General features: G+C 73.6%; 11 protein-coding genes and 2 pseudogenes. 9 read left to right on the forward strand and 4 right to left on the reverse strand.

The genetic code is table 11. The features are described from left to right. Window positions 1–683 (reverse strand): annotated as a pseudogene (locus tag AB0K92_RS25685) (FUSC family protein); the annotation flags it as partial. A 148-nt stretch (window positions 684–831) separates the two neighbouring features. On the opposite strand from AB0K92_RS25685, the gene AB0K92_RS25690 reads away from it, so the two are divergent. The 6 genes and pseudogenes from AB0K92_RS25690 (at window position 832) to AB0K92_RS25715 (ending at window position 5355) form a co-directional block, all read left to right on the forward strand. Beyond that, window positions 832–1383 (forward strand): DUF5134 domain-containing protein, encoded by a 552-nt coding sequence (locus tag AB0K92_RS25690; RefSeq protein WP_365926541.1) that lies wholly within the window; start codon window positions 832–834, stop codon window positions 1381–1383. A gap of 85 nt (window positions 1384–1468) precedes the next feature. After that, window positions 1469–2404, forward strand: a complete 936-nt coding sequence (locus AB0K92_RS25695) for a M56 family metallopeptidase (protein WP_365926543.1) — start codon at window positions 1469–1471, stop codon at window positions 2402–2404. Window positions 2405–2545: 141 nt separating this feature from the next. Continuing rightward, window positions 2546–2943 (forward strand): annotated as a pseudogene (locus AB0K92_RS25700) (ATP-binding cassette domain-containing protein); the annotation flags it as partial. A gap of 70 nt (window positions 2944–3013) precedes the next feature. Continuing rightward, window positions 3014–3685, forward strand: a complete 672-nt coding sequence (locus tag AB0K92_RS25705; RefSeq protein ID WP_365926545.1) for a phosphatase PAP2 family protein — start codon at window positions 3014–3016, stop codon at window positions 3683–3685. Between the two features lie 63 nt (window positions 3686–3748). After that, window positions 3749–4441: an HAD family hydrolase gene (locus AB0K92_RS25710; RefSeq protein WP_365926547.1), complete on the forward strand. Its 693-nt coding sequence runs from the start codon at window positions 3749–3751 to the stop codon at window positions 4439–4441. Between the two features lie 239 nt (window positions 4442–4680). Beyond that, window positions 4681–5355 carry a helix-turn-helix domain-containing protein gene (locus AB0K92_RS25715; protein WP_365926549.1) on the forward strand — a complete coding sequence of 225 codons (675 nt, stop codon included), beginning with the start codon at window positions 4681–4683 and terminating at the stop codon, window positions 5353–5355. Here AB0K92_RS25715 and AB0K92_RS25720 read toward each other — a convergent pair. After that, the gene (locus AB0K92_RS25720) at window positions 5343–6845 is read right to left on the reverse strand and encodes a hypothetical protein (protein WP_365926551.1); all 1503 of its coding nucleotides are present in this window, start codon (window positions 6843–6845) and stop codon (window positions 5343–5345) included. The genes AB0K92_RS25715 and AB0K92_RS25720 overlap by 13 nt on opposite strands. A gap of 194 nt (window positions 6846–7039) precedes the next feature. Here AB0K92_RS25720 and AB0K92_RS25725 point away from each other — a divergent pair, with 194 nt between their 5' ends. Beyond that, complete coding sequence (locus AB0K92_RS25725; protein WP_365926553.1) at window positions 7040–7696, forward strand: DUF305 domain-containing protein; 657 nt, start codon at window positions 7040–7042, stop codon at window positions 7694–7696. A gap of 96 nt (window positions 7697–7792) precedes the next feature. On the opposite strand, the gene AB0K92_RS25730 is transcribed toward AB0K92_RS25725, so the two are convergent. Next, complete coding sequence (locus AB0K92_RS25730) at window positions 7793–8554, reverse strand: DUF6214 family protein (protein WP_365926555.1); 762 nt, start codon at window positions 8552–8554, stop codon at window positions 7793–7795. Between the two features lie 135 nt (window positions 8555–8689). Between AB0K92_RS25730 and AB0K92_RS25735 the strand changes: the two genes are divergently transcribed. Continuing rightward, window positions 8690–10033: an FAD-dependent oxidoreductase gene (locus tag AB0K92_RS25735; RefSeq protein WP_365926557.1), complete on the forward strand. Its 1344-nt coding sequence runs from the start codon at window positions 8690–8692 to the stop codon at window positions 10031–10033. A 67-nt stretch (window positions 10034–10100) separates the two neighbouring features. Here AB0K92_RS25735 and AB0K92_RS25740 read toward each other — a convergent pair whose 3' ends face one another. Then, window positions 10101–10460, reverse strand: coding sequence for a helix-turn-helix transcriptional regulator (locus AB0K92_RS25740; protein WP_365926559.1), 360 nt, complete (start codon window positions 10458–10460; stop codon window positions 10101–10103). A 118-nt stretch (window positions 10461–10578) separates the two neighbouring features. Here AB0K92_RS25740 and AB0K92_RS25745 point away from each other — a divergent pair, with 118 nt between their 5' ends. After that, window positions 10579–11658 (forward strand): NADH:flavin oxidoreductase/NADH oxidase, encoded by a 1080-nt coding sequence (locus AB0K92_RS25745; RefSeq protein WP_365926561.1) that lies wholly within the window; start codon window positions 10579–10581, stop codon window positions 11656–11658. The last annotated feature ends 31 nt before the right edge of the window (window positions 11659–11689 follow it).

Here is an 11689-nt window from a genome sequence, read left to right on the forward strand (position 1 = left end):
CGTGCGGGCGCCGAGCGTGCGCCGCCGGCGAGCAGCGCCTGCCGGGCGGCGAGTACGGCGGCGTTGGCGGCCGTACGCGCGCGGGCGTGTCCGGGGCCGGTGCCGCCGGTGGCGGCGTACGCGGCGGCGGCGTTCAGGGCCTGGGCGGTGGCGCGGCGCTCGGGCCCGTGGGGGCGGAGCAGGCCGGGCGCCATGCACACCAGCCAGGCCCAGGCGCCCGCCGCGAGGCCCAGCGCGAGATGGCCGGGCACCTCGCCGAGGCTCTGCGGGGCGAACAGGGCGGCGGAGCTGACGAAGGTGAGCACCACGTTGCCGGGCGGGCCGAGCCGGGTGGCGTCGCACAGCGCCTTCTGCGCGGCGGCGAGCAGCGCGCCGGCGGTGACGAGCACGAGCGCGTTGCCCGTGAGCGAGGCGGTGACGAGGGCGACCGCGAGCCCGCCGAGCATGCCGAGCACCACCCCGGCCAGGACGCGGGCGCGGGCGGCGTAGGGGCGGCTGTGGGCGTAGAGCGCGCACAGGGAGCCGGCCATCGTGTACATGACCAGGTCGAGGCGGCCGAGCGCCAGCAGGGTCAGGTTGGGCGGCGCCATGGAGACGACGACGCTGAGCGCGGGCTTGAACCAGATGTCGGACGGGCGGCCGACGCGCAGGGCACCGGCGAGCGGGAGGGGACGGACGGGCATACCGACAAACTTAACAGGTGTTTTACCTGTAAATAATTCTGTGGTCGCGCCCCGCCGCACGCTCCCCCTCTACACCCTTGCGCTCGTATGCGCGCCCGACGGCCCGGGCATCGCTTCCCGTGGACCGACGTCGAGCGGGGAGGCGCCTGTGCACGGACCGGCTTCGTCCGGCTGGCTGATGGTCGCGCTGTGCGCGGCGACCGGCGCCTACTGCCTGCTGCGGATGCGCAGCACCGTGGAGGAACAGCGCAGTGCCGCGGGCGCCGAGGCCCTGATGGGGTTCGGCATGGCCGTGATGGCGGTGCCGTCGACAGCGTTCACGCCGCCCGGCTGGGCCTGGGCCGGCTACGCGGCGGTGTTCGGCGCGGCCGTGCCGCACGCCCTGTGGGCGGTGCGGCGCGGCGCCCACCATCTGCACCACCTGATGGGAGCCGCGGCCATGGTGTACATGGCGGTCGCCATGGCATCGTCCGCCCCCGGCCACCACCACGGGGGCGGCGACTCCGGCGTGCCGCTGGTGACGGGGGCGCTGCTGCTGTACTTCGCCGGGTACGTCCTGCTGTCCGGGGCCCGGCTGGTGCCGGCCGCCGCGGTCGCCGCGGGCCCCGCACCGCCCGGCTGGGCCGACCGGCCGGAGCTGGCGCGGGCATGCCGGTTGTCGATGGCGATCGCCATGGTGGCGATGCTGCTGACGATGTGACCCGCCTGCGGAATCCGTCGTGGTCTCCGTCACTTCGCGCAGTGGGCCGTACCGCACAGTAGCCATGGCTCATAGGGTTGTTCCCATGATGGTCCCCGCGGCATTGCTGCTGCTCGGCGCCCTGACCGCCGTGGCGGCACCCCGGCTGCTCGCCCGCGCCGACTGGCCGGACCGCGAACCGGTGGTGGCCCTGTGGGTGTGGCAGTGCGTGGTGGCGGCGGTCCTGCTGTGCTGCGCGCTGTCGATGGTCCTCAGCGCGGCGGCCGCCTGGCAGGCCGTACGGGGCCAGGTGTTCGCCCCGGCGCCCCGCGCGGTGGTGGAGGCGTACGCGCTCGGCGCGGCCGGCCCCTGGGCGGCGACCACCGCGGTGGCGCTGGCCCTCGGCGGGGTGTGGAGCGCGGCCATGCTGGTCCGTGAGGTGGTACGGGCCCGGGCCCGCCGTCGCCGGCGGCGCGCCGAACTCTCCCTGCGGGCCCCGCTGCTGCCCGGCGAGCAGTTCGATCGGGGACGGCTCGTCGTGCTGGAGGGCGAGCGTCCGGACGCCTGGTGGCTGCCGGGCACGGCTCCCCGGCTCGTCGTGACCACCGCGGCGCTGCGCCGCCTCAAGGGGCGCCAGTTGGACGCCGTACTCGCCCATGAGCAGGGCCACGCGCGGGCCCGGCACGACTGGCTGCTGCACTGCTCGGCGGCGCTGGCGGGCGGGTTCCCGCAGGTGCCGGTGTTCGCGGCGTTCCGGGACGAGATGCACCGGCTGGTGGAGCTGGCCGCCGACGACATGGCGTCGCGGCGCTTCGGCCGGCTGACGACCGCGCTGGCGCTGGTCGAACTCAACGAAGACCGGGGCGTGTTCGCGCTCGCGCCGGCCGGGCACGCGGACGTCCCGCGGCGGGTGCACCGCCTGCTCACTCCCCCGGACCGGCTCACCGCCGCCCGCCGGCTGCGGCTGACCGCGGCGGCGGCGCTCGTGCCGGTGGTTCCGGTGCTGGTGGCGTTCGTGCCGGGGCTGCGAGCGCTGGGCTAGACCGCTTCGCGCAGGCACGCAGGACCGGAAGTCGAGGATCGGGAGCGGGGATCGGGCCGTACCGCGCGTGCTCGTAGCGGCGTGCGCGCGCGTTCCGGGCCGCCGGCCGGGCACGCGTGAGCGCGAGCCGTCCTCCCGCCCGCCGCGCGGCTGGACGAGGTGGTGGAGCGGCTGGCCGACGGCTGGGCGACGCGCGTCGGCGAGGGCGGCGCGCGCCTGTCGGGCGGGGAGCGTCAGCGCGTCTCGATCGCGCGGGCGCTGCTGAAGGACGCGCCGGTGGTGCTGCTGGACGAGGTGACCTCCGCGCTGGACCCGGTCGGCGTCACGGGGCCGTGCACGTCGGCATCGAGCGCCTGACGGCGGGGCGGACGGTGGTGATGGTGGCCCACCGGACGCGCACCGTCCGGCACGCCGACCGCATCGTCTCCCTGGACGCCGGCCGGGTGGCCGAGGAGGGCAATCACGAGGAACTGCTGCCCCGCGGCGGCCGTTACGCCGAGTTCTGGCACCTGTCCCTGGCGCCGGCGGCCGAGGCGTGAGTGGCGGTATACGTGCCCCACGACGCGCCCGGGTTGGCCTTCGACCCCGCCCCTCGGCGAGGATCGCACCATGCACACCGGTTCCGTCGACTCCCCGCCCCGCCCTCCGCAGCACCGCCGCGCCGTGCGCGCGGGCACCGGTCTGGCACTGGGCTCGCTGCTGCTGATCGCCCTGGTCGCCGCCGAGTGGGCGCCGCTGCTGTCCCTCGACGGCGAGATCGCCCGCACCACCCACCGCTGGGCGGTCGACGCGCCGGGCCTGACGCAGACGTGCCGCATCCTGACGGACTGGGTGTGGGATCCGAACACGATGCGGATCCTGTGCGGGGTGGCCGCGGTCGCGCTGGTGTGGCGGTTCGGAGCGCGGTGGACGGCGGCGTGGCTGGTGGTGACGGTGGCGCTCGGCACCGCGCTGCAGCAGTCCGTGAAGGCCGCGGTGGGCCGCGCCCGCCCGGTCTGGCCGGACCCGGTCGACTCCGCCCACTACGCGGCCTTCCCGTCCGGTCACGCCATGTCCGCCGTGGTGGTGTGCGGTCTGCTCCTGTGGCTGCTGCGCCGCCACGGCGTGGGTGCCGCGCTGTGGCGTACGGCGGTGGGCGTGGCGGTGGTCTCGGTGATCGGCGTGGGGTTGACGCGGATCTGGCTCGGCGTGCACTGGCCGACCGACGTGCTCGGCGGCTGGCTCCTGGGCGCGGCCTGGGTGGCCCTGGCGGTCGCCGTGCACCAGCGCCTGCGGCCATGAGCGAACCTCGCCACGATCCCCCGGTCCCCTGACGCCGTGGCCGCGGCTCCCTAGGATCGGCGCATGACGGCAGCCGTACTGTTCGACTTCTCCGGAACCCTCTTCCGTGTCGAGTCCGCCGAGTCCTGGCTGCGCGCGGCGCTCGCCGGGCGGGGCCTCACCCTTCCCGGGCCCGAGTTGGCCGGGACCGCGCGAGCGCTGGAGGCGGCGGGAGCGCTGCCGGGCGGCGCGCACCCGCACCGCGTCCCGGCGGAGATCGGCGAGCTCTGGGAGCTGCGCGACCTCGGCTCGGCCCACCACCGGGCCGCCTACACCGGCCTCGCCCGCCAGGTGCCCCTGCCCGACCCGGCCCTGTACGACGCCCTGTACGACCGCCACATGAACCCGGCCGCCTGGTCCCCGTACCCGGACGCCCTCGACGTGCTGGCCGGTCTGCGCGAGCGCGGCATCCCCGTCGGCGTGGTCAGCAACATCGGCTGGGACCTGCGCCCCGTCTTCCGCGCCCACGGCCTCGACCGCTACGTGGACACCTACGCCCTGTCGTTCGAACACGGCGTCCGCAAACCGGACCCCCGTCTCTTCGGGCTCGCCTGCGCCGCGCTCGACGCCGACCCGCGCGCCGTCCTGATGGTCGGCGACAACCGATACGCCGACGGAGGCGCCACCGCCCTCGGCTGCACGGTCCACTTCGTGGACCACCTGCCGACCGCCCACCGCCCGGCGGGCCTGCGCCCGGTCCTCGACCTGACCGCCTGACCCGCGGGCGACCGCCTGGGGCCGATACCCGCGACCGGGACGCGCTGGGCGTCGCCGAAAGGCGAAACCTGCAGTGGTACGCCGGCAGAGCGGGAAGAAAGCCCCGCAATTGCCGTCCGCCTCGGACGATCCCCCGCGTCGCCCGAGGCGGACAGCTTGCCCGGCCGGGCCCGGGAACGGGTCGGTCGGGACGTGCTGAGTATAGTTGGCTGGCAGCCAGTCAACGCAGGAGTTACAGGATGTCCCCTCGAAGCGCCGCGGTCAATGAAGAGTTGCGGCGCCGTTCCCGGGAACGTCTGCTCCAGGCGGCGGTCGAGCTGGTCGGTGAACGCGGTTACGACGCCACGACCTTGGGAGACATCGCGGACCGGGCGGGATCGGCGCGCGGACTGGTGTCGTACTACTTTCCCGGCAAGCGGCAGCTGGTGCAGTCGGCCGTGCACCGGCTGATGCACCGCACGCTGGAGGAGGCGCTGGAACGCGAACCGCGCACCGAGGACGGCCGGGAGCGGATGGCGCGGGCCATCGACGCGATTCTCGGCCTGGCGCGCGACCGGACCGTGCTGATGCGCCAGCACATGGCGGGGCTGTTGCAGGCGGAGGGGTTCGTGCGCTGCCCGGAGCAGCAGCGGCTCGCGGAGCTGCTGAGCGACACGGTGGCCCGGCACGCCTCGTCGGACGCCGCCACCGACTATCCGATGCTGCGGGCCCAACTCATGGGCGCCGTCTACGCGATGGTGCTGCCGAACGTCGGCATGCCCATCACCCCGCTGCGCGCCGAGCTGTTCCGGCGCTACGGCCTGGACTGGGAGATGGGTTCCCCGCCGGACGCGGAGACGTCCGGCGGGGAGTGCGAGCGGGATCTGTCACGGTTCTTCGCGACGGGGTCCCCGGTGGTGGATCAGTCGAAGTAGTCCGGCTGGGTCTGGACGTTGAGCTCGCTCAGCCGCACCCGCTCGGCGGGGTTCGTCCGCCGGTCGTCGAGCTTGAGGACGTCGAAGCCCTTCGCCATGTCGTTCGAGTAGATGTGGCCGTTGTAGTAGTACGCGGACCAGGAACCGCCGCCGACCAGGCGCTCGGTGCTGATCGGGCCGCGCTCGAAGTAGGCGATCTCCTTCGGGTGGGAGGAGTCGGTGAAGTCCCAGACGGAGACGCCGCCCTGGTACCACGCCTGGACCATGAGGTCCTTGCCCTTGACCGGGATCAGCGAGCCGTTGTGGGCCACGCAGTTCTCGGTGTCGGCCTGGTGGCGGGGGATCTTGAAGTAGCTGCGGAAGACCAGCTTGCGGTGGTCGCCCTTGCCGGCGATGTCGTAGATGCCGTCCGCGCCGCGGTTCGGGCCGACGGCCGCGTTGCAGGTGGCCGCGCCACCGCCGCCCAGCTCGTCCGTGAACACGACCTTGTCGGCCTTCTGGTTGAAGGTCGCGGAGTGCCAGAACGCGAAGTTGACGTTGTCCTGCACCCGGTCGATCACCTTCGGGTTCTCCGGGTCCTCGATGGAGAAGAGGATGCCGTCTCCCATGCACGCGCCCGCCGCGAGGTCCTTGGAAGGAAGCACGGTGATGTCGTGGCAGCCGGTGGTCTTGGAGACGCCCGGGTTCGTGGGGGCGCCGGGGTTGCCGCCGCCGTCGGGACCCTCACCGGGGAACAGCACCGGGAAGCCGACGACCGCCGCCTTCTCGGGGGCCTTGCGCGGCACCTTGATGACGGAGATGCCGTCGTGCGGCGGCTGGCAGTCGGGGTACGCGGCGTTCGGCGAGTAGGAGGAGACGTAGATGTACACGTTGCGGCGCTCGGGCACCAGCGTGTGGGTGTGCGAGCCGCAGGCGGTCTCGACGGCGGCGACGTACTTCGGGTTCCTCTTGTCGCTGATGTCGAAGACCTTCATGCCCTCCCACGAGGACTTCTCGGTCGCCGGCTGGGTGGTGCTGTTGCAACTGCTGTCGCTGCGCGAGGAGTCGGTGGACAGGAACAACAAGTCACCGGAGACGGAGATGTCGTTCTGCGAGCCGGGGCACAGCACCTGGGAGACCGTCTTCGGGGCCTTCGGGTCGCTGATGTCGAAGATGCGGAAGCCGTCGTAGTTGCCGGCGAAGGCGTACTTGCCCTGGAAGGCCAGGTCCGAGTTGGTGCCCGGCAGCACGTCCTTGGGGATGTTCGTCAGGTGCTGGATGTTGGCGGAGTGGACGATCTCGTCCTGGCCGGGTATCTCCCCGCTCTCCACCGCCTCCTTCACTTCCTGCCTGGTGCCTTCCGACACCCGCTTCTCGGCGGCCGGCGAGTCCCCGGGATCGGGGGTGGCGACCGCGGGCTGTGCGGTGATCAGCGCGGCCAGGAGCCCGGCGGCAGCCGTGGTGATTCCCAGGCGTCTGCGCCGTGTTCGGGATCTGCTCAACAGGGTCACTGCTTCCTCCCTTGTGCCGTTCGCAAGGGAACGGTTCACGGACCCCCGAAGTATCGTCGTCATCATGGACAGATCAACAGGGGGCAACAGAGATGTAATGAATGTTTTCAACGGACAGTGCTCACCGGCGTGTTAAGACGGTCACCGGCACTCACGAAGTGCACCCCGCATACCGCCCGTCACAGGAGGTCGTCGTGCCCTTCCGCCGCGCGTCGCGTGTCACCGTCCCGCTGAGCGCACTCGCCGCACTCGCCGCTCTCACGCTCGGCGCCTGCGACGCGGGCTCGACGCCCGCACCCGACCGGGCGGCCGGCCCCTCGGTGCTCGTCCCCGGCAAGCCCGGTGAGGCCAACCGCACCCTCTCCGCCCAGGAGGCCGCCCAGCAGCGCGCCGACGACGACACCCCCAACTCGGCGGACGTCGACTACGCCCGCATGATGATCACGCATCACACGCAGGCCCTGGAGATGACCGGACTCGCCCCGGACCGCGCCGGGTCCACGCAGGTGAAGAAGCTCGCCGAGCGCATCGCGGCCGCCCAGGAGCCCGAGATCGGCGTGATGAAGGCGTGGCTGGCCGAGCACGGCAAGCGGGAGGAGGCCGAGGGCGGCCACGCGCACCGGGCCATGCCGGGGATGGCCACCGAGACCCAGCTGAGGAACCTGCGCGCGGCGCGCGGCAAGGCCTTCGACCAGCTGTTCCTGACGCTGATGATCACCCATCACGAGGGCGCGATCACGATGGCCACGGACGCCAAGTCCCAGGGAAACAACGTGAAGATCGAGGAGATGGCGGACGACGTGATCGCCCAGCAGACGAGCGAGATCACACGGATGCGGCAGATGCTCTGACGCCCGCGGTCGCACCGGCGCGCACGCCCGCACGCCTGCCCTCCCCGGCGGCCGCCCTGACGCGCCCCGTACCGGCGGGCGCCGGCTGAGGGCCGGTCAGCCGCGGCGGGCGTGCCGGGGCGTCAGGAAGCCGGCGTCCCGCGCCTGGGCGATCAGCCGGAGCGACCTGCGGCGGCTGTGCCCCGTCGCGCACATCACCGCGAGCACCGGATCGGTCCCCTCCTCCTGGGCGGTCCGGTACGCCTGCGCGACCAGCCACCGGCCCTCGATACCGCGCGGCCACGGCGGCCGGGCCCGGCGCGGCCCCGCCGCCTCAGCGGCGTCCGCTGCGTCCGATGCCTCCGATGCGTCCGATGCGTCCGATGCGTCCGCGCCCTCTTCCCCGCCTGCGCCTGCGCCCGCGTCGCCCTCGCCCTCGCCCGCGACACCGATGTCTACGGCACTCACGTCCGCCCCGCTGACGCCCGCCCCGCTCACGTCCACCTCGCTGACCTCCGCCCCACGGTGGCCCGCCGCCCCCTCCCCCACCATCTCCGCCTCGTCCGCCTCCCGGCCCCGGCCCTGTGCCGGCCCCGCCGCGATCCCGCACGCCTCGAACAGCGGCACCTCGAGCCAGTCGGCGAGCACCGCGAGGTCGTCGAGGGCGAGCGCGGGCCGGGCCCGTACGTCCTCCAGGGAGACGTTCCCGTCCGCGACGACGGCCAGCGCCTCCACCACCGCCCCGTCGGCGAAGGCCAGCCGCACCTGGAACCAGGCGGTCACGACGCCGCCCTCCCACACCTCCCACGCCGGCCACACGGACACCGCGCCGTCCTCCGGCAGACGGTCGGAAAGACCAAGAAAGGATGCTTCCAGCACGCACGGAACGTAACCGCATGATCACATTCCATACGAACGGACACGCACCCGCTCCCCGCACAGCACCCTGTCAGCGCAGCCCCGGCGGTGGGATGCTGGAACCGACAGCGAATACGGGGGCGAAGGAGTTCCGCCGTGCTGCGTGTCGCCGTCGTGGGTTCCGGACCGAGCGGGGTCTACTCCGCCCAGACCGTCGTCGAGCGGGAACCGCGGGCCCTGGTCGACGTGCTCGACCGGCTGCCGTGCCCGTACGGTCTGGTGCGCTACGGCGTGGCGCCCGACCACGAGAAGATCAAATCGTTGCAGAACAATCTGCGCGCGGTGCTGGAGCACGACCGGGTGCGGTTCCTCGGCGGCGTCCAGGTCGGCGCCGGCGGGGTGCCGGCGGCCCGGCTGCGGGAGCTGTACCACGCGGTGGTGTACTGCGTGGGCGCCGCCACCGACCGGCGGCTGGGGATTCCCGGCGAGGACCTGCCGGGCAGCTGGTCGGCGACGCGGTTCGTGTCCTGGTACAGCGCACACCCGGACGCCGTCGACGACGGGTTCCTCCGGGGCGTCCGGTCGGCCGTGGTCATCGGGGTCGGGAACGTCGCGGTGGACGTCACCCGGATCCTGGCGCGCGGCGCGGCCGAGCTGAGTCCCACCGACATGCCGGACGCGGCGCTGCGCGCCCTGGCCGCGAGCCGGGTGACCGAGATCCAGATGGTGGGGCGGCGCGGACCGTCCCAGGCGCGTTTCACCACCAAGGAGCTGCGCGAGCTGGGCGCGCTGCCGGAGACCGAGGTGACCGTCGACCCGGCGGAGCCGGCGCTGGATCCGGCCTGGGCCGACCCGTCCGCGCTGCCGGCGCCGCAGCGCCGCAACGTGGAGGTGCTGCGGGGCTGGGCGGAGCGCGACCCGCGCGGTGCCCCGCGCCGCATCCGGCTGCGGTTCTTCCTGCGGCCCGTCGAACTGCTCGCCGAGGCGGGGCGGGTGGGCGCGGTGCGGTTCGAACGGACGGTGCCGGACGGGCACGGCGGGGTGGCGGGCACCGGCGAGTTCCAGGTGCTCCGGGCACAGCTGGTGCTGCGGTCGGTCGGTTATCGCGGGGTGCCGGTGGAGGGGCTGCCGTTCGACTCCGGCAGCGGCACGGTGCCGCACCGGGCGGGGCGGGTGCTGCGCGGTGGGGTGGTGTCGCCGGGCGAGTACGTCGCCGGCTGGATCAAGCGGGGCCCGACGGGCGTGATCGGCACCAACCGGCCGTGCGCGAAGGAGACGGTGACCTCACTGCTGGAGGACGCCCCCGTGCTGGCCGGCCGGCCCCTCCCCGAGGACCCGCTGGCGGTCCTGCGCGCCGAGGGCGTGGAGCCGGTCGAGTGGGAGGGCTGGCAGGCCATCGAACGGGCGGAGGCGGCGCTGGGGGCGGAGCTGGGGCGGAGTGTGGTGAAACTGCCCGACTGGGACGCGCTGTTGACCGCGGCGCGCGGCGACCGCCCCTAGGGGCGAAGGGAACCGAACGCCCCCGCGCGGCCGGTGTCCGGGCGGGAGCGGCCCCCGCGCGGGTGGTTCACCCGGTGGCGGCCTCGCCGAGCCGGGCGGTCTGGCGGGTCGCGGCGTCCAGGAGGGCGTCGAGCAGTCCCGGGAAGAGATCGTCCAGGTCGTCGCGGCGCAGGCCGTTCATCTTGGCGGTGCCCCGGTAGGTCTGCCGGATGACCCCGCTTTCGCGCAGCACCCGGAAGTGGTGGGTGGTGGTGGACTTGGTGACCGGCAGCACGAAGTGCGAACAGGACAGCTCGTCGCCGTCGGCGGCGAGTTCGCGCACGATCCGCAGCCGCATCGGGTCGGACAGCGCGTGCAGCACCTGCTCCAGCCGGATCTCGTCGCGCGCCGGGTGGGGCAGGGTGCGACTGGCACTTGCGGTGGTCACGGCGGCTCCACTTCCTCAGGGAGCTCCATTGTACGAGGGGCATCGTAGTTTGACATCCGCCGTACTACGATGGCTATCGTACGAAGGAACCTTCGGTCCGTGACGAATGGAGCCCGCCGTGACCGCGCTGTTCGAGCCTTACACCCTGCGCGACCTGACGATCCCGAACCGCGTGTGGATGGCGCCGATGTGCCAGTACTCCGCGGCCCCCGAGGGACCCGAGGCCGGTGTGCCGCACGACTGGCACTTCGCGCACTACGCGGCCCGCGCGACCGGCGGCACCGGGCTGATCATCGTCGAGGCCACCGCGGTCAGCCCCGAGGGCCGTATCTCGCCGTACGACCTGGGCCTGTGGAACGACACCCAGGTCGAGGCCTTCCGCCGGATCACCCGCTTCCTGGCCGGCCAGGGCACCGTCCCCGCGATCCAGCTGGCCCACGCGGGGCGCAAGGCGTCGACCGACCAGCCGTGGAGGGGCGGGGCGCCGCTCGGCCCGGACGCGTACGGCTGGCAGCCGCTCGCGCCGAGCCCCGTCGCCTTCGACGAGCGGCACCCGGTGCCGACGGAGCTGACGGTCGAGGAGATCCGGGAGATCGTCGGCCAGTTCGCCGACGCGGCCCGCCGGGCGCTCGCCGCCGGGTTCGAGATCGCCGAGATCCACGGCGCCCACGGCTATCTGATCCACGAGTTCCTGTCCCCGTACTCCAACCACCGCACCGACGCCTACGGCGGCTCGTACGAGAACCGCGCCCGGTTCGCCCTGGAGGTGGTCGACGCCGTGCGGGAGGTCTGGCCGGACGGCAAGCCGCTGTTCTTCCGCGTCTCGGCGACCGACTGGCTGGACGAGGGCGGCTGGACCCCCGACGACACCGTCCGCCTCGCCCGCGACCTCCAGGCGCACGGCATCGACCTGCTCGACGCCTCGACCGGCGGCAACGCCCCCGCCGTCCGCATTCCCACCGGCCCCGGCTACCAGGTGCCCTTCGCCGCCCGGGTGAAGGCCGAGACCTCGCTGCCGGTCGCCGCCGTGGGCCTGATCACCGAGGCCGGGCAGGCGGAGAAGATCCTCGCCAACGGGGAGGCGGACGCCGTCCTCCTCGGCCGTGAGCTGCTGCGCAACCCGTCGTGGGCGCGGCACGCGGCCCGCGAGCTGGGCGGCGAGGTGCGGGTGCCGGACCAGTACCACCGGTCCGTCTGAGCCGTCCGCGTCCCGCTTCCGCCGGCGACTG

Origin of the sequence: Streptomyces sp. NPDC052687, assembly GCF_040678395.1 — a bacterium.
In the GTDB taxonomy this organism is placed as follows: domain Bacteria; phylum Actinomycetota; class Actinomycetes; order Streptomycetales; family Streptomycetaceae; genus Streptomyces.